Annotated in this window: 20 protein-coding genes; 14 read left to right on the forward strand and 6 right to left on the reverse strand. The window is 38.2% G+C overall.

The window, feature by feature from the left end; translation table 11 throughout:
- Nucleotides 1-2 precede the first annotated feature (2 nt).
- On the forward strand, nucleotides 3-257 hold the full coding sequence (locus SAZ04_RS11190) for an AEC family transporter (RefSeq protein WP_332695086.1): 255 nt from the start codon (nucleotides 3-5) through the stop codon (nucleotides 255-257).
- A 75-nt stretch (nucleotides 258-332) separates the two neighbouring features.
- Here SAZ04_RS11190 and SAZ04_RS11195 read toward each other — a convergent pair whose 3' ends face one another.
- The 3 genes from SAZ04_RS11195 to SAZ04_RS11205 all read right to left on the reverse strand — a co-directional run bounded on the left by SAZ04_RS11195 (nucleotide 333) and on the right by SAZ04_RS11205 (nucleotide 1,434).
- Nucleotides 333-848: a DUF3231 family protein gene (locus tag SAZ04_RS11195; RefSeq protein ID WP_332695088.1), complete on the reverse strand. Its 516-nt coding sequence runs from the start codon at nucleotides 846-848 to the stop codon at nucleotides 333-335.
- 88 nt (nucleotides 849-936) lie between these two features.
- On the reverse strand, nucleotides 937-1,092 hold the full coding sequence (locus SAZ04_RS11200; RefSeq protein WP_332695090.1) for a hypothetical protein: 156 nt from the start codon (nucleotides 1,090-1,092) through the stop codon (nucleotides 937-939).
- Between the two features lie 207 nt (nucleotides 1,093-1,299).
- Complete coding sequence (locus SAZ04_RS11205) at nucleotides 1,300-1,434, reverse strand: hypothetical protein (RefSeq protein WP_332695092.1); 135 nt, start codon at nucleotides 1,432-1,434, stop codon at nucleotides 1,300-1,302.
- 305 nt (nucleotides 1,435-1,739) lie between these two features.
- On the opposite strand from SAZ04_RS11205, the gene SAZ04_RS11210 reads away from it, so the two are divergent.
- Nucleotides 1,740-3,473 (forward strand): SulP family inorganic anion transporter, encoded by a 1,734-nt coding sequence (locus SAZ04_RS11210; protein WP_332695094.1) that lies wholly within the window; start codon nucleotides 1,740-1,742, stop codon nucleotides 3,471-3,473.
- 63 nt (nucleotides 3,474-3,536) lie between these two features.
- Nucleotides 3,537-4,415: a UTP--glucose-1-phosphate uridylyltransferase GalU gene (gene galU, locus SAZ04_RS11215; RefSeq protein ID WP_332695096.1), complete on the forward strand. Its 879-nt coding sequence runs from the start codon at nucleotides 3,537-3,539 to the stop codon at nucleotides 4,413-4,415.
- A 147-nt stretch (nucleotides 4,416-4,562) separates the two neighbouring features.
- On the opposite strand, the gene SAZ04_RS11220 is transcribed toward galU, so the two are convergent.
- Nucleotides 4,563-5,147 carry a hypothetical protein gene (locus SAZ04_RS11220; RefSeq protein ID WP_332695098.1) on the reverse strand — a complete coding sequence of 195 codons (585 nt, stop codon included), beginning with the start codon at nucleotides 5,145-5,147 and terminating at the stop codon, nucleotides 4,563-4,565.
- 251 nt (nucleotides 5,148-5,398) lie between these two features.
- Between SAZ04_RS11220 and SAZ04_RS11225 the strand changes: the two genes are divergently transcribed.
- Nucleotides 5,399-5,665, forward strand: coding sequence for a hypothetical protein (locus SAZ04_RS11225; protein ID WP_332695100.1), 267 nt, complete (start codon nucleotides 5,399-5,401; stop codon nucleotides 5,663-5,665).
- A 60-nt stretch (nucleotides 5,666-5,725) separates the two neighbouring features.
- Here SAZ04_RS11225 and SAZ04_RS11230 read toward each other — a convergent pair whose 3' ends face one another.
- Complete coding sequence (locus SAZ04_RS11230; protein ID WP_332695102.1) at nucleotides 5,726-6,643, reverse strand: LCP family glycopolymer transferase; 918 nt, start codon at nucleotides 6,641-6,643, stop codon at nucleotides 5,726-5,728.
- Nucleotides 6,644-6,964: 321 nt separating this feature from the next.
- On the opposite strand from SAZ04_RS11230, the gene SAZ04_RS11235 reads away from it, so the two are divergent.
- The 10 genes from SAZ04_RS11235 (at nucleotide 6,965) to SAZ04_RS11280 (ending at nucleotide 20,456) form a co-directional block, all read left to right on the forward strand.
- Entirely contained in the window at nucleotides 6,965-8,290 is a 1,326-nt protein-coding gene (locus tag SAZ04_RS11235; protein WP_332695104.1) for a capsular polysaccharide export protein, LipB/KpsS family, read from the forward strand.
- Nucleotides 8,291-8,387: 97 nt separating this feature from the next.
- On the forward strand, nucleotides 8,388-9,119 hold the full coding sequence (gene kdsB / locus SAZ04_RS11240; RefSeq protein WP_332695106.1) for a 3-deoxy-manno-octulosonate cytidylyltransferase: 732 nt from the start codon (nucleotides 8,388-8,390) through the stop codon (nucleotides 9,117-9,119).
- The gene (gene kdsA, locus SAZ04_RS11245; protein WP_332695108.1) at nucleotides 9,112-9,939 is read left to right on the forward strand and encodes a 3-deoxy-8-phosphooctulonate synthase; all 828 of its coding nucleotides are present in this window, start codon (nucleotides 9,112-9,114) and stop codon (nucleotides 9,937-9,939) included. The genes kdsB and kdsA overlap by 8 nt, the downstream gene beginning before the upstream one ends.
- A gap of 19 nt (nucleotides 9,940-9,958) precedes the next feature.
- The gene (locus SAZ04_RS11250; protein ID WP_332695110.1) at nucleotides 9,959-10,954 is read left to right on the forward strand and encodes a KpsF/GutQ family sugar-phosphate isomerase; all 996 of its coding nucleotides are present in this window, start codon (nucleotides 9,959-9,961) and stop codon (nucleotides 10,952-10,954) included.
- A gap of 8 nt (nucleotides 10,955-10,962) precedes the next feature.
- Complete coding sequence (locus SAZ04_RS11255) at nucleotides 10,963-11,487, forward strand: KdsC family phosphatase (RefSeq protein ID WP_332695112.1); 525 nt, start codon at nucleotides 10,963-10,965, stop codon at nucleotides 11,485-11,487.
- Nucleotides 11,488-11,509: 22 nt separating this feature from the next.
- Nucleotides 11,510-11,938, forward strand: coding sequence for an HIT family protein (locus SAZ04_RS11260; RefSeq protein ID WP_332695114.1), 429 nt, complete (start codon nucleotides 11,510-11,512; stop codon nucleotides 11,936-11,938).
- Between the two features lie 151 nt (nucleotides 11,939-12,089).
- A complete protein-coding gene (locus SAZ04_RS11265; RefSeq protein ID WP_332695116.1) occupies nucleotides 12,090-12,869 on the forward strand; it encodes an ABC transporter permease in 780 nt (259 codons plus the stop codon).
- 15 nt (nucleotides 12,870-12,884) lie between these two features.
- Nucleotides 12,885-13,619, forward strand: a complete 735-nt coding sequence (locus tag SAZ04_RS11270) for an ABC transporter ATP-binding protein (protein ID WP_332695118.1) — start codon at nucleotides 12,885-12,887, stop codon at nucleotides 13,617-13,619.
- A gap of 20 nt (nucleotides 13,620-13,639) precedes the next feature.
- Complete coding sequence (locus SAZ04_RS11275) at nucleotides 13,640-19,330, forward strand: glycosyltransferase family 29 protein (protein WP_332695120.1); 5,691 nt, start codon at nucleotides 13,640-13,642, stop codon at nucleotides 19,328-19,330.
- Between the two features lie 43 nt (nucleotides 19,331-19,373).
- A complete protein-coding gene (locus SAZ04_RS11280) occupies nucleotides 19,374-20,456 on the forward strand; it encodes a capsular polysaccharide export protein, LipB/KpsS family (RefSeq protein WP_332695122.1) in 1,083 nt (360 codons plus the stop codon).
- Between the two features lie 86 nt (nucleotides 20,457-20,542).
- Here the strand turns inward: SAZ04_RS11280 and SAZ04_RS11285 are convergent, their stop codons facing one another.
- Nucleotides 20,543-21,328, reverse strand: coding sequence for a CatB-related O-acetyltransferase (locus tag SAZ04_RS11285; protein ID WP_332695124.1), 786 nt, complete (start codon nucleotides 21,326-21,328; stop codon nucleotides 20,543-20,545).
- Nucleotides 21,329-21,380 lie beyond the last annotated feature (52 nt).

Here is a 21,380-nt window from a genome sequence, read left to right on the forward strand (position 1 = left end):
TAGTGGCAAGCGTATGTATACGATTAGTTGTATCGCCCTTCATTGCGTTTGCGATTATCACATTATTGAATATCGAAGGTGTACTCGCTGCTTTGTTTATCACTAGTGCGCTTGCGACATCGAGAAACAGTGCGTTACTCGCGTTAGATTATGATAACCATCCAGAATTTGCAGCCCAAGCCGTGTTATTTTCAACGCTGCTTGGAAGTGTATCCATTACCTTTATTATTTATCTGGCTCTTCGCCTTTTTTTGTGAAAATAGTGGGGTCAGACCCCACCCTCACGCTTCAATGTGTTAAACAAATAAAGTGAGGTCTGACCCCAAGCATTCTTACACTCCTACTGCTACCTTATTTAAATGAAGGGGAGGAGGCACGAGCCATCCTTTTTCTTTCTGCATTTTCAACAGCTTTCCACCTAACGTTGCCTTTTGTTGATGAAATTGCCCAAACATCATGATGATGTCCTCACGAATGCCTTGCCCCATGTTTGTGCTACAATCGACGAGACCTGCAGCAATACCTGCTCCTACCATCGTGGCAATTTCAGGATCATTAAATCTTGCTCCTACTGGAATATCCTCAAGGTTTGCATTCGGACGTTCCGGAGGGCTTGGAGGCAAAGCGATTTCATTTTCCTTGAGCAACTGCTCGATTTGCTGGATTTCTTGTTTCGTATTATCCATCAAACTCGATAAGAATTTTCTTAGATCCTCATCACCAGTATGATTTACTAACGTTTGTTGAGAAACGAGTGAAGATTTTGCCGCAAGCAAAAATGTCCATGTTCCATGAACCTCACCATAGTGCATCGGTTCATCTTTCGGGTTTCCGCTTAATATTCCCATAGTCATCCTCCTAATCGAAGTAAAGTTCATGTTGTAACCACCAATCGATTGTTCTCCAAAGCTAGGAAATCTATGTTTTCCTCAAGCGTTAGCAATTGTTATTGCGGTTGTTGTTTCTGCGGTTGTTTACGTTTTGTGCGTCATTTTCATTTGCAAATTCTACATTTGCATTGTCAACATTAAGCTCGTTGTTCTTACGGTTCTTATTTTTGTTCGTATTACGGTTGCTGTTGTTCTTTTTCATTTTTTCTCACCTCCAAGAAATAAGTTTCCCCTCTGATTTTTTTTCATTCTCTTTTTGACCTCCAAAAGATAACCAGTTGATACCATAAATATCGCAATAAATGTTCAGGACAGAGGTTAATTGCTTTATATACAGTTGTTTTCGATTATGGTTGCTTTTGGCTTGTTTGCAAATATCTTTAGTCTAGTTAAGGGATGATCAATCTGACTATTTTGCATTGCGCGGAGGCTTATTAGTAGGATGAATTGCTTTTTCCATTTCTTCTGCTGCGATCACAGGATCGACCGTATTGCTATTTGGTTTGCCTTTTTGGCTATAACCTTTATCGCGTTTCTGACTCATTTTTATCCCTCCCTTCAACTAGCTTCCTTGTTAAGATGAGTTAATAGATGGATGCTTATTCATGAGAAGAGACAGAATAAGAGTAGAGGGTTTTTACCTTAGAAGTTTCATTTGAAGAACGGATACTAGCTAATTTGGCTATGCGCTTATTTTTTTCTAACGGTGAAGTTCTTACAACATGAAAGGAATGTAATTGTGGCCCCGCCCATAGCCTGCACTCTCGCTCTTACCTATGCTATACTAAACCTAACGCACGACCATTCCACTAATACTCAATCTAATTAGTCGAAAAGGATAAGATATACATGAACAAAAAATACATACCGATTCAATTGGTTCCTCATTACAATCAACAACACTTCAGGTCTGATGTCATCGCTGGTCTGACACTGTTTGTCATGCTTGTCCCACAAAGTATGGCGTATGCGATGCTTGCGGGTCTTCCTCCAGTGATGGGGTTATATGCATCAACGATTCCTTTACTCATCTACGCGTTCTTTGCTTCATCTAGGCACTTGTCCGTCGGGCCTGTTGCGATTACGTCGTTGCTTGTTTTTTCGGGTGTGTCTGCTTATACGGAACCAGGAACGACCGATTACATTACTACCGTATTAACACTTACGATTATGGTTGGGGCGATCCAACTTTTATTAGGCTTGTTTAAAGCTGGGTTTATTGTAAAATTTATTCCGCAATCTGTGATGAATGGCTATATATCGGCGGCGGCGATTGTCATTGGTATGAGTCAATTAACCCATCTACTCGGAATCGAGATCGGCAATTATTTGCAGGTCCATCTGTTACTAGTAGAAGTCATCAGCAAAATCGAAGACATTCACTTTGCGACAGTCGGAGTCGGTATCTTTAGCATGATCGCTCTCCTCGTCATAAAAAAACTGAATTCAAAATTACCGAGTGCGTTGCTCATTGTTCTCGCATCAACAGCCATGGTCATCCTGTTTCAATTGGATAAGGGAGGGGTACGGATTATCGGTGATGTCCCTCAAGGGTTTCCGTCATTTGTCCTACCTAATTTGTCGATTCAAACAATCCAAATGCTATTCCCGATGGCACTAACAATTGCGCTTCTAGGCTTCATGGAGTCACTCGCAATCGGCAAGGCGGTAGCAGCGAAGGAACAGTATAAAATTGATCCGAATCAAGAGTTACGAGCATTAGGACTAACAAATATGATCGGAGCCTGTTTTCACTCGTTCCCGGTAAATGGCAGTTTCTCGCGGACGGCCGTGAATCACCAAACGGGTGGAGTCACACAAATTACATCGATTGTGTCAGCCATTTTTGTGATGATTACGCTCTTGTTTTTCACTTCGGTCTTTTATTATTTACCGAATGCTGTCTTGGCTGCGATTATCATGGTGGCCGTTTATAGATTAATTGATCTAAAAGAAATGAGGCGCCTTTTTAGTGTGAAGCCGCTTGAAGGTTGGATTTGGGTGACGACGTTTTTCGTTACGTTATTCGTTGGGATTCAGTGGGGGATTATCATTGGTGCCATCTTCACGCTGCTTTTATTGATTAAACGAAGCGCGAAACCGAATATTGTCCAGTTAGGATATGTAGAAGAAGAGCACACGTTTCGAGATATTAGAAGGTACCCAGATGCGGTTACGTCGGACAAAGTATTAGTTCTTCGAATCGATTCGACCCTTCATTTTGCGAATAGCTCCTTTTTAGAAGAAAAACTAAGCAAACTAATTCAACTCCATCCAGATACAAGCTGGATCATTATCGATATGAGTGGCGTGAATGATATCGACACGGTCTCAATTGAAAAGCTAGAAGAGATCATCGACTACTACGAAGAGGAACGAAACATCAAGATCTTATTTGCGAATATGAGAGGCATGATTCGTGAAACGGTCAACAAAGTAGGTTGGGACAGCAAATACAAAGAGCAACAAAATCACCTAACGCTTGAACAGCTTCTAAATGAAAAAGGAATCCGTACGTATTTTGACCTATCAAACCAAACGATTGGCGAAACGAAGGACTGGGTTCATGATTTTATGATTTAGCAAATGTGCAGGCATGAAGTGGGGTCTAACCCAAAATATATTATCTAGAAAGGTGGATTCCCTATGAAAATCCGCAAAGCGATTATTCCAGCTGCAGGTCTCGGTACTCGTTTCCTCCCTGCAACAAAAGCACAGCCAAAAGAAATGCTACCAATTGTTGATAAGCCAACGATCCAATACATTGTCGAAGAGGCTGTCGCATCTGGAATTGAAGACATCATTATTATAAGTGGCCGAGGAAAGCGTGCGATTGAAGACCATTTCGATAAATCGTATGAACTAGAAGAGACACTTGCGATGAAAGAAAAGCATGAGGTGCTTGCAGAAGTACAAGCTATCTCTCGTTTAGCGAATATTCACTATATCCGTCAAAAGGAGCCGCTCGGACTTGGTCATGCCATTTCCTGTGCGAGTTCTTTTATCGGCAATGAACCATTTGCCGTCATGCTCGGCGATGATATTGTGCAGTCAGAAACACCATGCTTAAAGCAGCTTATTGATGTGTTTGATCGATATGAATGCTCGGTTGTTGGCGTCCAACCTGTTCCTGATGAAGCTGTATCAAAGTATGGAATTGTCGCTCCAAAAGGTCCTGAAGTTGAGTCAGGCATTATCCATGTCGAAACACTTGTCGAGAAACCAGCAATTCAAGATGCTCCTTCTAACTACGCTATCATGGGGCGTTATATCCTTCGTCCAGAAATATTTGATATTCTAGGTAAAATCAAGCCTGGTGCTGGTAATGAAATTCAGCTAACAGATGCGCTTGTAGAATTAAATGCTCAACAGGCGATCCTTGCTTATCAATTTGAAGGTATTCGTCATGATATCGGAGATAAATTAGGTTTTATTCAAGCAACAATTGATATTGCTCTCGGACGTGATGATCTAAGAGAAAATGTAATGGATTATTTGAAGAGAGTCTTAGAAAGAGAAAAGTGATAGAACACGAAAAAGTGGCTGTAGTTGGGACTTACGGGATGCATTTACTTATGCACCTGCAATGAGCGTAGCTGTTGCATGGTTTTAAAAGCCTGCTATGAGTGTTCTCATAGCAGGCGCGCAACGTGCGGAGATCCATATTATTCATCACACAAATAGCGACTTAACCTTCTTCGTTCCTCTCACTACATAAGCAATCGATTTAATATGTATTGGGTACCCTTGCGTGTTATTGATTGCATCCTCGACATCGATTAAAACGGGAACGCATGGCCTCTTATGAAACTTCACAATCTCACCCATTCGCTCAATCCGAAACTTGTACTTATCGGTTAAAATTTCAAAGTGTCTCTTCTCTAAATAGCTGACATAATAGCGCACTTGGTTATTCTTTGCGTGAGTTGCAGCAAGCTTCAACAAATCTATCAATACTTTCTTTGAACCAAATTCTTTGATAACACCCATTTTCCGCACTTGATAAGCTTGGCTGAGGTTGTCAGTTACACGTGGTTCCCGGGAAATATCAATGTAATCAGCAGTTTCATCAACAGCCTCAAGCTTACAAGGCACAAACTCAATGGTTCCGACATTGCTGCCTTCTTTGGTTTGAAGAAGAAAGGCTTCGGAGTTGTCTGCTAAATCCATGATAGGATATTTGCGCTCAGTAGCTATTGTACTCCATACTTTCATGAATTCTTCTTTATGATGTTGATCATTTGCTTGAATAAACATTTTCGAACCACCTTTTTTGGAAAATATATCTATTAGTTAGTATGAAATAAATATCGAAATCTAGCAACATTTTTGTCGTAAAATAGCATATAATAGGACATATCGTCTATGTTTGTAAGATATGTTCACTGGGTAAAAAATAGTAAGAAATAGCATCAAGAATGTGATAAAAAGCATTGCTTTTAACAAGAAAAAAAGGTAATATTATAGTAATGAAAGGGCTTACATAAAACAATTATGGGGGTTATATCATGAGAACAACAAATAGTATAGACACAATGATTAAAGACCTAGAGGAAATGAACGCTATTAATTTGTTGCCAAATCCCGAACAGTTTGTATATAAATTAACAAGGTACTTCGAAAACGAAAATCTTTCTACATTTGGAACCATCTATAATATAGAAGGAGATACACCGTTAGAAACGACTGCTCAACGATTATACAAGGATATTCATGAGGTTCAAGCGATCTATAACAATGCATCTGAGATGATTGGAAAATTATATACAAATTAATGCTGCTACTTATATAGCAAAAAGGACTGTATCATTAAAGCGATAGAGTCCCCTTCTTCTTTATAACGTTTCAAGCCCTAAATGATTACGAAGTTCTGTTCTAACTCGAGCAACTTCCGCGTCTGGCACTTGCAAATAATAAATTCCATTTATCGTTGTACTATTACCCTTGACTTCCATTTGCTCAATATTATGACGAGCGTCACGATACTTCGATTGTACTTTCCACATATCATCTAACGATAAATCCGTTCGAACAGATTGGCCAACTGCGCCAAGAATATCTCCAACTCTTGTAACGGAACTAAGCTGCGCTCCTTCTTGAATCACAGCGTCGATAATTTGACGCTGGCGATCATTACGCCCGAAGTCACCTCGAGGATCCTTTTTTCTCATACGAGCATAAGCAAGTGCCTCATCACCGTTTAAGAAAAGTTCCCCTTCAGCAAAGGAATGTCCACTTTGAGTAAAGGCAAAATCATTCACTACCGTTACGCCACCCATGGCATCAACAAGTCCTTTAAATCCTTCCATATTAATGCTCACATAGTGATCAATTGGAATATCAAGAAATTGTTCAACTGTATCAATCGTCATGTCCATGCCTCCAAATGCATGGGCATGGTTAATTTTATCTTGTGTGCCACGACCGACAATCTCAGTTCGAGTGTCACGAGGAAGACTTAACATTTTAATTGATTGGTCTTCAGGATTTACAGTCATCACAATGATTGTATCAGTACGTCCTGAAAGGTTATTACCTCGTGCATCAACACCAGTAATGAGGAAAGAAAGTGGTTCTTTTTGCTCAACATCAGCTTTGACCTCACGCTTATTAGTTTGTTCTCGTTCTAAAGGCTCGTGAATTTCAGCTGCCATATCGGTAACTGACTTATATAGATAAAATCCGTAAGCAGCGACCGATAACAAAAGAACTCCGAATAGAATTCCAATTGTTATTAGAATCTTCTTTTTCATATATAGAACGCCTCTTTCTTCTATTATTATGAAATTCATATGGTTTCCAAGAAAATGAATAAGAAATATGATATTTTTAGTAATTATAAAGTAAGTCATAGGAGTAATACAAATTTAGACAGTTTTTTGGGTCTCCTGTAATAAAATAAGTTAATTGTTGTAAAAGGACGTAATTGTGTTTACTTAGTATAAAAAAATAGGTAACATATATGAATGCTGAACAAATTATGACAAATGAAATGAAAATTGTGTCGAGTTTCAACAACAAACGGTAATTGGAGAGTTGACATAATGGTCTGATGTAAGGAGTTTGAAGACATAATGGCTAATTACTTGTTTCTAAGAGGGAATAGGAATAAACGCTTTTTTATTGATATAGCAAGTGAATTAATACAAAGAGGTCATCATTGTTTTCAAATGAAATTTGAACTAGGAGAGTTGTTGTTTAAAAGTGGGATTAAGACGTTGTATGCGCCTTCTGCTGTGTCAAAAAAGCAATATCCAATCTCTGATGACGAATTATTGACTCTCCCAATATATAACATAACATTCAAAAGAACAATCTTAAAGAAACGCACATCTAAGTCAGAATTAGAAATGTACAAACGTTACATGTATGTGATCGATCAATACATTAAGAACAATCATATAGATGTTATTTGTTTGTTTAATGGTTATCATTGGATTGATCAAGTCACAAAATACATCGCAACAAAGTATGGGTTGCAAATTCGGTATTTTGAAGATGGACTATTTCGTCCGTATACGATTACGTATGATTCAAACGGAATTAATGCCAAAGCCTCTGTTCCAAAAGACCCGGATTTCTATGACAGGATTGAAGTGAACGAGGAAAGGTACCGAAAGTATTTATTCCATCCTGAAAATGCTGAGTTGACTCATAGAACGAAAGAGTCCCTAATCAAAGTTGCATTAATAAAACTTGTTAGCATGTTGGGAGCTGTCTTCAGGTTAAACCCAAGACTATATGACCATATTAACTTTTGGGAAGCCTCCAAATATTTTGTTACAAAGAAACTGTTTAGCAGAAGAGAAGAAGACATAATTGATTGGCCTGCAGAATATGTATTTGTTCCATTTCAAGTAGCAAGAGATTCACAAATTTTTTACAATTCACCTAATGTGAAAACAATGGAAATGTTACTAAAGGTGACGGTACAAGCAGTTAAAAGTGTAAATGAAAAAGAAAACCGAAATATTAAAGTGATTATTAAAGAACACCCTGAAGATATGTCGAGAAATAGCTACCATGACTTGAAACAAGCGTATAAACAGGATGAAACCGTCCTATTTGTCAAAAAGTTTAATGTGCACAAACTTATCAAGCATGCCACCGCTGTTATAACGATTAACTCAACAGTTGGAATTGAAGCGCTCGCACATCATAAGCGCGTCATCACATTAGGTAATTCTCTTTATAACATTGAAGGCATTACATCAAAATGTGATCAGCTAGATCAATTGGATGAGGTACTTTTACAATCTTTACAAAAGCCAGTCAATACGAGTCGAATTGATAAGTTTTTGTATTATTTACGTTTTAAATATCAGGTTGAGGGAACCATTAATTTTCCCAATAAAGCGACAGCTAAAAATGTTGTTGATAGAATGTTGTTGGAAGATTAGCTAACATGAAATTTACTTAAATGGGTTATATTAACCATTTTCTTCACAAGTAAAACAGTGTTACCATACAAATATCTTTTGTAAGGAGAGTGATAGTGTGAAAGTTGTAGGTGTGATTCCAGCGCGTTACGGATCAACACGTTTTCCAGGAAAGCCACTCGCTTTAATTAATGGAAAACCAATGATCCAAAGAGTGTACGAACAAGTGAAGAAAAGCACAGAACTAGAAACAGTGGTGGTCGCAACCGATCATGAAGACATAAAAAAAGTTGTCGAAGCGTTCGGTGGTACAGCGATTATGACTCGAACAGACCATGAGACTGGTTCTGACCGTATCTCAGAAGTGACTCAAAAAGTTGAAGGTGATTTCTATGTCAACGTTCAAGGTGATGAGCCATTAATTCGTCCTGAATTAATTGATGCACTTGTACAAGCTGCCAAAGAATCACCAGAAGCAGTTGTAACAGCGAAAACAGCGATTAAACATCTAGAAGATGTGAGTAATCCAAATGTCGTGAAGGTTGTAACCGACAAAAATGGTTTCGCTCTTTATTTCTCACGTTCAGCGACTCCTTATAACCGCTCAGGTCTTGAGCATACGTATTTCAAACATCTTGGGCTTTATGGTTATCCAAAAGATGTATTAAATAAATTTGTCGAGTTGCCGCCATCTGATTTCGAAAAGATAGAAGTGCTTGAACAGCTTCGCCTGATTGAAAATGGGTTTTCGATTAAAGTAGTCGAAACGCAATATGATGCAGTCGGTGTTGATACACCTGAAGATATAGCAAAAGTAGAAATGATCCTAGGAGGAACAGTTAATGTCTAACATTGTAAAGTTAAATGATAATATCGTATTTGGTGGGAATAACCCATTCGTATTAATCGCAGGTCCTTGTGTCATTGAGAGCAAAGAACTTATTATGGAAACGGCTGAACAGCTAAAAGAAATTACAACAAAGCTTAACATTCCATTCGTATTCAAAGCTTCTTTTGATAAAGCAAATCGTTCATCAATCCACTCTTTTAGAGGTCCTGGTTTAGAAGAAGGACTAGCTATTTTACAAGAAGTAAAAGAAAAATTTAATGTACCTGTTACATCAGACATTCATGAAAGTGCACAAGTTGAAAAGGCTGCTGAAGTGTTAGACATTCTTCAAATTCCAGCATTCTTATGTCGTCAAACAGACCTTTTAGTCGCTGCGGCAAAAACAGGCCGTATCGTAAACGTGAAAAAAGGTCAATTCCTTGCGCCTTGGGATATGGTAAATGTCGTAAATAAATTAAAAGAATCAGAAACGGATAAAATTCTTTTAACTGAGCGTGGATCTACATTCGGTTATAACAACTTAGTTGTAGACATGCGTTCGTTACTAACGATGGCGGATCTTGGAGCACCTGTTGTATTTGATGCGACACATAGTGTTCAAATTCCTGGAGGAAACGGAACAACAACTGGTGGGAAGAGAGAATTTGTTCCTTACTTATCAAAAGCAGCAGCAGCAGTTGGTGTAAGCTCAATCTTCATGGAAACTCATCCAAATCCAGACGAAGCACAATCTGATGGACCAAACATGGTGAAATTAGATGAGATTGAAGACGTATTAAAGCAAATTCAAGAAATCGATCGCGTAATCAAAAAGTATTAAAACTCTAGGAGGTCTATTAATGCCAAATACTATTACAGCTACTCAACAGGTAACGACTGATTATTTGAAATGCATGAAAGAAGTTCTTGAAAAAGAAGCTCAAGCGATCCTTGAACTTAGCAATTCTCTAGGCACATCAATGGAAGAAGCGATTGAGTTAATTCTACAATGTAAAGGTAGAGTTGTAATAACTGGCATTGGTAAATCTGGGATCATTGGTCGCAAAATCAATGCGACAATGGCTAGTACTGGAACGCCGTCTCTATTTCTCCATCCGTCTGAAGGATTGCATGGGGATTTAGGGATGGTAACAGGACAAGATGTTGTCATTGCCATCTCAAATAGCGGCGAATCAGATGAAGTTATTAATCTCATTCCATCGATTAAAAAAATTGGTGCTAACATGATTGCGATCGTGAAAAACTCTCAATCTACGTTAGCAACGAATTCTAATATTGTGTTAAACATCGGCAATGCGAAAGAAGCATGCCCACTTGGGTTGGCTCCAACAACAAGTACAACGGTAACACTAGCACTAGGAGATGCGCTAGCTGTTGCTTTGCTTGAAGCGAGACAATTCCAACCTGAAGACTTTGCGTTGTATCACCCGGCAGGTTCTTTAGGTCGTAAGCTCCTATTAACAGTAGATAATGTAGTGAAGACAACACGTAAGAATCCGATCGTCTTTGCTGATGATACGATAAAAGATGCGCTATTCCAAATGACAGCACAAGGTATGGGTGCAGCGACTGTCGTTGATGCGCAAGGCTTTATGGTTGGGGTTTTGACAGATGGCGACATTCGTCGTGCCTTTGCATTAGGGGATAATGTCTTAGAAACAAAGGTCGAAACATTTTGCAATTTGTCACCTGTAGTGATTGAAGGAGGAGCACTAGCTGCTCAAGCACTTGAACTAATGGAAGATAAGAAAGTCAACGTGCTTCCTGTGATTGATGAAATGATGAAACCAATTGCAATGATCAATCTTCATGATCTTATGAATCTAGGATTGTAGGTGATTATTTGAAGAATATTAAACTATTAGTCTTAGATGTTGATGGTGTTTTAACAGATGGAAAATTGTTCATCGGATCTGACGGCGAAGAATACAAAGCGTTCCATACTCAAGATGGTATGGGAATTAGTTTAGCACGCTATACCGGGATGAAAATCGCTATCATTACGGGGCGGAAATCTCCTGCAGTGGAAAAGCGTGCAAATGAGTTGAAAATTGACTATGTATATCAAGGAATTCATGATAAGCTGAGCGTTTTACATGACATCATGTCAGATTTGGGAATTACCTTGGATGAAGTTTGTTATATAGGTGATGATATTAATGACTTACCTATTTTACAAGTTGTCGGCTATCCAGCAGCCCCTGCAAATGCAGTGGGTCCTGTGAAAGCAGATGTACAATATGTAGCCAAAGCGAATGGTGGCGAAGGGGCTGTTCGTGAAATTCTTGATCGCCTGTTAGCGGAACAGTATGATTACAATCAATTGTTGAATGATTATCTTAGTGGATTAGTTACGATTACACAATAAATAGAACGCGGGAGTGGTTGATGTGAGTCATTGTCCAATTTGTGAGAAACATGAGAATTTGAAAGATGTGCTTTTTGAAAATCAAAATTGGATAATTTCTCACGGGCCACTTGCTTCTCAAGTTTTAGGTTATGTGTATATTGAACCGAAACGCCATGTAGAGAACTGGACCGAGTTTACTGATTCCGAGCTTGTTGAAATTGGCCCGTTGATTAAAAAGGTAGAGTCAGCTTTAAAAGAACTAATCTCAATTGACCGGTTATACAGTGTCACAATTAGTGAAGCTGTACGACATATTCATTTTCACTTGATTCCAAGAGAAGCATCTTATGAAGTAAAGGGATTGCCATTAATTGAACAAGCAACTCAACAAAAGGTGAAAACAGATGAACTAATTAGTGATAAAGAATTTAGTTCTTTTGTCTGGAATCTAAAGAAACAGTTAACATAAAATAAGTTTAAAGCACTAGTTGAGTTTGTAACTCTCGATTCTAGTGCTTTATTGTTATGTAAGATGTTGTAATACTAAACCATAAAGTAGATATAGCGAGTTAATCGTTATAAAATAAACATGTAAAAATAAACACAAGGTGCTGCTGATATTGAAAACTTTAGCAAAGATCCACGAAAATAAAGACTTTATCATTGCCCTGGCAAGGCGAGAGATAGTTTCAAAATATAAACAGTCATTTTTAGGTAAGCTATGGATTATCCTTCAGCCATTGGGGCTGATGGTCGTCTTAACCATTGTATTCTCATTATTTGTACGGGTACCAAGTGAAGGTATACCTTACGCTCCATTTTTATTTGTGGCATTATTACCGTATATATATTTCAGTCATGCCATTAGTTCTTCTTCAGGTATTATAAATAGTTACGCTGGCTTAATAAGGCAAAGGAAGTTCTTTAGACCGACACTTGTTTTAATTAAGTTCTTATCTGAAACAGTGAACTTTGGTTTTTCCTTAATAGGACTAGTTATTGTGTTAGCAGTATTTAAAATAGTGCCTGGAATAAATGCGTTGTATGCTCTCCCAATAGTAGCAATTCAAATGTTGATGATGTTAGGATTTATGTTTTTTCTATCTGCTACGAATGCTTATGTTAGGGACTTTGGGGTGATTGCACCATTAGTTCTTCGCATGTTACGTTATTTATCGCCAATCATGTACTCGTTTAGTGCGATACCGATTCAGTACCAACCATACGTTGCATTAAACCCTTTAACGGGCATATTTGACGGATATCGTAAAGCGATTTTACACAATCAACCACCAGACATGATGCTTTTATTGTATTCTTTTGTATTTAGTGTCATTGTCCTCGTTATTGGTTGGGTTACATTCATGAAGTTGGAAAAGAACTTTGCTGATGTCGTTTAAGAAAGAGTGATTTTCGTGAGCGAATGTGTTATTAGAATTGAAAATGTTGGAAAATTATATCCTAAGCATGCTAGTAAGGTTTTATCCATGAAAGATCGGTTATTAAAAAATGATGAAAAGTTAGAGGGGCATTGGTCACTAAAAGATGTTTCGTTTGATATATGTAAAGGGGACTCTGTAGCAATCCTCGGTGACAATGGATCAGGCAAGAGTACCTTATTAAAAATCATCCTTGGTGTCACTGCTCCCACAACGGGGTCAATCTTTGTAGAGGGCAAAATAGGTGGTTTAATTGAACTTGGTGCTGGATTTCACAAAGAGCTTACTGGCAGAGAAAACATTTATATGAATGGTGTTGTTTTAGGATTAAAGGAAAAAGAGATCGATCAACTGATTGATAAGATTATCGAGTTTGCTGAATTAGAAGATCATATTGATAAACCAATTAAGCAATACTCTTCTGGTATGAAAGTAAGGTTGGGCTTCTCAATTGCCATACATGTTGACGCAGATATTATCTTACTTGACGAAGTGTTGGCTGTAGGAGATAAGAGGTTTCGAAAAAAGGCATTGACTGCAATTAAAAGTTATTTAAAAGACAAAACCATTATTTTTGTATCACATAGTACACATCAAGTAAGACAGCTATGTGAGAAGGCAGTTGTACTAGAAAAAGGAAGAATCGCTTATATAGGCGATACAGAATCAGCTATAGAGTATTATGAAAATGATGTTGTAGAGATTAAGTAATGATACGAGGTGGGGAAATCTTGATTAATTGGGTAAATAGACGTGTGAACAAATATGGAAAAAAAGTACTGAAGAAACTTAATTCGAAAAAAGTGGAATCGGAAAAAGTACCTTACATCGAAATCGGTGATAACTGGGCCGATCATAGTAAGCCTATCGCGTACATGTTTGGCTTTAACCCTTGGAAAAGAGACCACATAAGTCATTTCTTTCCTGAATATAGAACAGCGTATGTATTTGGAAGTGCTGGGGTAAATAGACTAAAACCGTATTTTAAGAACTCTGAAGATATGGTATTTATTGTTTGGGGCTTTAAGGAGGATGAAGAAATCCTTACTTACGCGAAAGAAAATAATATTAAATTAATTCGTGTAGAAGATGGATTTGTCAGATCGATGAATTTGGGAGCAGGGCATAGTTTACCAATGTCGATTGTCACTGATGATAAGACATTATACTTTAACTCGCGCGAGCCATCGAGGTTAGAAGAAATATTCGAAACGTATGATTTTCACAATGACCCTCAGTTATTGGAGAAAGCAAGAGTGTGCATGGAACAACTAATCCATACAGGAATTAGCAAGTACAACCATGTTGCTCCTGTAGATGTTGAAGAAATTTACGGTGAAAAGAAGAAAAAACGTATCTTGGTCGTTGGTCAAGTCGAGAGCGATGCTTCCATTAAATATGGCTGCGAGAAAGAGATGACGAATAATGACTTAGTTTGGGCTGCGTATATCGATAACCCAGACGCAGAAATTATTTATAAGCCCCATCCAGATGTGCTTACAGGGCATAGAGAAAAGGTTTCGGATCCAAAGGAAGTAGCGCATATTGCGAAAGTAGTAACGGACCCATTAAGTATGGATGATTCTTTAAAAACAATTGATCATGTTTATACGATTACCTCTTTAGCAGGATTTGAAGCACTGCTTAGAGGAATTGAAGTAACTTGTTTCGGTATGCCATTTTATGCAGGGTGGGGACTGACAAACGATCGCCAAAAATGCGAGAGACGAACTCGTACATTGACGCTTGAGGAGCTATTTGCCGGTGCGTATTTATTGTACCCTAAGTATTTAAATCTGGAGACGAATCAGCTTACTGATTGTGAGGATACGATTCGAACATTACATGTACAGTTCAAACAGAGCGCATTAATGAAAGAAGCAGAAGCTCGTAAAGAGATGTTAGAGAGAAAGGCGAAAACAGATAAGCCGATTGTAGAAGTAGGAGAAGCATGGTCGGATCAAACGAAGCCGATTGCTTATATGTTTGGCTTCAATCCTTGGAAAAGAGAGCATATGAGTCACTTCTTCCCTGAATATAGAACGGCCTATGTATTCGGAAGTGCGGGAATTGACAGACTTGAACCTTATTTTATGGATTCTGAAGAAATGGTCTTTATTGTGTGGGGATTTAAGGAGGATAAAGAAATCCTTACCTACGCGAAAGAGCATAACATTAAATTAATACGTGTTGAAGATGGGTTTGTTCGTTCAATTGCTTTAGGAGCGGGACATAGCTTGCCAATGTCAATTGTGGCAGATGATCAAACATTGTATTTTAACTCACAAGAGCCTTCCAATTTAGAAGGGATTTATCAAACGTATGATTTTCAAGCTGAACCTGACTTACTAAAGAAAGCAAGAACGTGTATCGATACACTTCTTCATACAGGAATCAGTAAGTATAATCATCTAGGTTCAACAAATGTGGAAGAAATTTATGGAGTGAAGGAAAAGAAGCGTATTTTAGTCATTGGTCAAGTGGAGACGGATGCTTCGATAAAGTATGGTTGCGAGAAAGAAATGACGAATAATGACCTAGTATGGGCTGCTTATTTAGAAAACCCAGACGCAGAAATCATCTATAAGCCTCATCCAGATGTGCTTACAGGGCATAGAGAAAAGGTTTCTGACCCAATGGAAGTATCTCATATTGCGAAAGTAGTGACAGAACCATTAAGCTTGGTCGATTCTCTAAAAACAATTGATCATGTTTATACGATTACCTCTTTAGCAGGATTTGAAGCGCTCCTTCGAGGAATTGAAGTAACATGCTTTGGAATGCCATTTTATGCAGGCTGGGGATTAACAAATGACCGTCAAAAATGTGCGAGACGAACGCGTACATTGACGCTTGAAGAGCTATTTGCCGGTGCGTATTTATTGTACCCTAAGTATATAAACCTAGAAACAAACGAACTGACGGATTGTGAAGCAACAATTAAAGTATTAAATGAAAAGCTGAAACAGAACGCATTAATGCAAGAAGCGGAAGCTCGGAAAGAGTTGTTAGAGAGAAAGGCGAAATCGGATAAGCCGATTGTGGAAGTAGGAGAAGCATGGGCGGATCAAACGAAGCCGATTGCTTATATGTTTGGCTTCAATCCTTGGAAAAGAGAGCATATGAGTCACTTCTTCCCTGAATATAGAACGGCTTATGTATTCGGAAGTGCGGGAATTGACAGACTTGAACCTTATTTTATCGATTCTAAAGAAATCGTCTTTATTGTGTGGGGCTTTAAAGAATCAGAAGAGATTCTTTCTTATGCCCAAAACCATAACATTAAATTAATACGTGTTGAAGATGGGTTTGTTCGTTCGATTGCTTTAGGTGCAGGACATAGCTTGCCAATGTCGATTGTAGCAGATGATCAAACGTTGTATTTCAACTCACAAGAGCCTTCTAATTTAGAGGGGATTTATCAAACGTATGATTTTCAAGCTGAACCTGACTTACTAAAGAAAGCAAGAACGTGTATCGATACACTTCTTCAGACAGGCATTAGTAAGTACAATCACCTAGGATCAACAAACGTTGAAGCAATCTATGGGGTGAAGGAAAAGAAACGTATTTTAGTCATTGGTCAAGTCGAGACCGACGCTTCGATAAAGTATGGCTGCGAGAAAGAACTGACGAATAATGACTTAGTATGGGCTGCTTATATGGAAAACCCAGACGCAGAAATCATTTATAAGCCTCATCCAGATGTACTTACAGGGCATAGAGAAAAGGTTTCTGATCCAATGGAAGTATCACATATTGCCAAAGTAGTGACAGAACCATTAAGCTTGGTCGATTCTTTAAAAACAATTGATCATGTTTATACGATTACCTCTTTATCAGGTTTTGAAGCACTCCTTAGAGGAATTGAAGTAACTTGTTTCGGTATGCCATTTTATGCCGGCTGGGGACTAACAAATGACCGTCAGAAATGTGCGAGACGAACGCGTACATTGACGCTTGAGGAACTATTTGCGGGTGCATATTTATTGTACCCTAAGTATATAGACCTAGAAACGAACGAACTGACGGATTGTGAAGCAACAATCAAAGTATTAAATGAAAAGTTGAAACAGAACGCATTAATGCAAGAAGCGGAAGCTCGGAAAGAGTTGTTAGAAAGAAAGGAACAATCCGATAAACCGCTTGTGGAAGTAGGAGAAGCATGGGCGGATCAAACGAAGCCAATTGCTTATATGTTTGGATTTAACCCTTGGAAACGAGAGCATATGAGTCACTTCTTCCCTGAATATAGAACGGCTTATGTATTCGGAAGTGCGGGAATTGACAGACTTGAACCTTATTTTATGGATTCTGAAGAAATGGTCTTTATTGTGTGGGGATTTAAAGAAACGGAAGAGATTCTTTCTTATGCCAAAGACCATAACATCAAATTAATACGTGTTGAAGATGGGTTTGTTCGTTCGATCGGTTTAGGAGCAGGACATAGCTTGCCAATGTCGATAGTGGCAGATGATCAAACATTGTATTTTAACTCACAAGAGCCTTCCAATTTAGAAGGAATCTATCAAACGTATGATTTTCAAGCTGAACCTGACTTACTAAAGCAAGCAAGAGCTTGTATGGATACACTTGTTCATACAGGAATTAGTAAGTACAATCATCTAGGTTCAACAAATGTGGAAGCAATCTATGGGGTGAAAACGAAGAAGCGTATTTTAGTTATTGGTCAAGTCGAAAGCGATGCATCAATAAAGTACGGTTGCAGTAGAAAGATGACGAATAATGATTTGGTTCGCGCTGCTCATCTAGAAAATCCTAATGCAGAGATTATTTACAAGCCACATCCAGATGTATTAACAGGGCATCGAGATATGATTTCAGACCCAATGGCTGTATCAGATATTGCGAAAGTAGTGATCGAACCATTAAGCTTGGTTGATTCTCTAAAAACGATTGACCATGTTTATACGATCACCTCGTTATCTGGGTTTGAAGCACTCCTTAGAGGAATTGAAGTAACTTGCTTTGGAATGCCGTTTTATGCCGGATGGGGATTAACAAATGACCGTCAGGAATGCGATAGACGAAATCGCACATTAACAATCGAAGAGTTATTTGCTGGAGCTTATTTGATCTACCCTAGATATATAAATATGGAAACAAATGAACTGACGGATTGTGAAAGCACCATACGTCATTTACTCTCGATGAAAAAGCAACAAAGCTTACAACAGGCAGAAGAGTTATTTGAAAAAGCAATCGAGTATAAAAAGACAAACGAGCTTTTCTCTGCCGAATATTATTTAACTCATTCAGTTGAGATGGGGTATGTGAAGGCTGAAAGCTATATTGAGTTAGCCGACATTTATGAGCAACAAAAGAATTACGATCAGGCGATAAGCAATTATAAAAAAGCGATCTCTATGGTGAAAGATGACAATCATTTGATAAGTCATTTACGTTATAAGCTTGCCTTAAACGAAAGAAATGAATTTGGTGTCTCTGATCATATTAAATCGAACCTGTATATGGCATTACAATTAACGAAAAATGCAGATGCCCTTTATTTATTGATCGATTATATTTGGGAACATGAAGGTGTTACGCAAGAGTGTATCGAACTAGTAAGAGATGCCTTGAAAGACACGAATGTACCAAGTGAAAAGGTTCTTCAGTTTGCTGCAATAGTAAATGATGCTGGCTACTATAATGAGGCAATCAATCTTTATGAAAAGGCCATTCGTTTGGATGAGACGATCAGTCATAATAAGAAATATGCGGCACTAACTGCTTTAATCACTCAAAATAGACGCGATCTAGTCGGTGGGACTAGAAAAGAGTTACACTATGTGAAACAGCTAGCTGCTTTTGAAGGTCATTTCGAAACACTTATCAGAAATGCAGAAGGGAACTTCTGTATCGTTGGGAACACGGAGAGTGCGAATCAATCTGGAAATGGATCAAGGATTGATGAGTATGATCTTGTGATCAGATTTAATGATTACTCGACTGATTATCCGTATTCACAAGACTTTGGTACGAAAACGGATATATGGGTGAAGGAAGGAATGTATTCTAACTGCCGTCGCCGAAACGTAAATGATCTAAAAATGGTCGTACTAAATGAAGCGAATGCGATTCATAAAAGTGAACATGGGTTTGATTTGTTCAGTGAGTTTATCGATCAAGCGAAACCTGTCGAGTTTGTTCCACACCACGTGTACACAGAGTTGGTGAAACAGTTAGGTGCCGTACCAAGTTCTGAATTATTAGTCCTATACTGGATTTATAAAATTCAAGGACCAATTAACGCAGAACAGCTATATGGTTTCTCCTTTACGGATCAAACGAGCTATTCATTTATGAACGAGTATGAAAAAGAAAGACAACTATTTACTAGTATCATTGCAGAAACGCCTAAACTCAATTTAGAGGTTGCTGCAGCGAAAGAAAATTAAAAGTATCGATCAATCGATATAAATAAAATGGATGGTAAAATCTATGTATGTAAGAAGAAAATTAGTGAAAATCGTTAAGCTTGTCTTAACGATTTTCACCATTTGTTTTTGGGCGATTCGACCAATAAAGCACACAAAGAAACCGGTTGCATTTTTATTCCATGTTTCAAAATGGAAACGTTCTTTTCTTCCATTCTTTCTAAAGGAGTACGACATCCGCTTTGTTCCATTTGATCATCAAATTAAATTTCTAAGATATGAACTTTCTAAATATCCAAATAAAGTGTTTATCATTTGGGGATATAATCATAGCACTGAGATTATACAATATGCAGAAAAACATAAGATACCTGTTTATCGCATGGAGGACGGGTTTGTGCGTTCAAAAGGATTAGGAGCGTTACACACTCCCCCTTATTCGATTAGTTTGGATAAGCAGGGAATGTATTTCGACTCGACTCAGCCAAGTGATTTGGAAGAGCTTTTAAACACACATCCATTTAGTGAAGAAGAGCTTTCGCGTGCGAGAGACTGTATAAATAAATTAAACGAACTGGGCGTAAGCAAGTATAATCACGTGAATAAGCAGGATGTTTCTGAGATTTACGGTGAGAAAACAAAAAAACGAATACTAGTTATTGGACAAGTAGAGGATGACGCATCGATAAAAATGGGCTGTGCAAAGAACTTTTTAAATAATGACTTAGTTCGCCTTGCTAGCAAAGAGAATCCGGATGCAGAAATTATTTACAAGCCACATCCAGATGTATTGACGGGGAGACGATTAAAACACTCCGATCCAGATGAAGTAAAGCATCTGGCAAAGGTCATTACAGAGCCACTTAGTCTTGTTGATTCATTAAAAACGATTGACCATGTTTATACGATCACCTCTCTTTCTGGATTTGAAGCGCTAATGCGAGGCATAAACGTGACAACCATTGGTGCCCCTTTTTACTCGGGATGGGGATTAACGGATGATCGACAAATGGTCACTCGACGAAAGAGAAAGCTTACGATTGAGGAAGTATTTGCGGGAGCTTATCTTCTGTATCCTAGATATGTCGATCCACATAATGGAGAGAACGTAACATTAGAGGAAGTCATTGAGCGTATAGCGAATTAATAGAAATTTAGATTTAGGAAATATATCTATTCAAACAGTACAATCATGAAAAGAACCAGTGCAACTGCACTGGTTCTTTTCACATACTAGCTATTATTTTCTACTCGTTCTTTTTCAGCTGGTTCCGAATCGGTTGACAAGTCATCCGTATTTATTTGTCTTTTGACAATTTCTCTATTTATTAGTTTAATCCGTGGCTTCTTTCTTTCAATTAGCAAGCCTTTTTCTTTTCTTTCTTCTAATTGCGCGATCGCTGTTTCAATATCATTAAATTGGATGCCTTCTAACGATTCTAACGTGTAATTCCACCATTTTAATTCAAGAAGCTTCTCTCTAATTTCCTTATCAAAGCGATATCTAATTAGTTTGGCAGGAAGACCTCCGACAATTGCATAAGGCTCGACATCTTTATTCACGACAGCACCGGCTGCTATAACAGCACCATCTCCTATCGTCACACCTTTTAAAATCGTCACATTCGCGCCAAGCCATACGTCATTCCCAATCATAGGGTTAGGCTTACTTTCTATTTTCGGTACGGTTGTATTGAAATTTTTAGCCTCTTCCCAAGAACCGAAACCGAATGTTTCGCTATACTGAAAATCATGCGTACTTAAATAATCTAGCGGGTGTTCCCCCATCCCTATCGTAAAGCCTGGGGCAAAGTTGCAAAATCTTCCTATAGATTTTACATTACGGATGACACCACCCCTTAAATTCGTGTAACAACCAATGACACCTGTCGAGTGAATAATGGTATTTGTTAATCGAATCGGCGGTTCAAAAACGACTTTAGATGTTTTCATTAAATGATCAACAGTATCTATATAGATCCCTTTGTTCGATAATTGTTTTTTCGTTACGGCAACCATAATAATTACGCTCCCTTTTCTTTATTCATTAACTCATGATAACAAACAGAAA

Source organism: Halalkalibacter lacteus, assembly GCF_036663595.1.
Lineage (GTDB): Bacteria > Bacillota > Bacilli > Bacillales > Bacillaceae_D > Halalkalibacter > Halalkalibacter lacteus.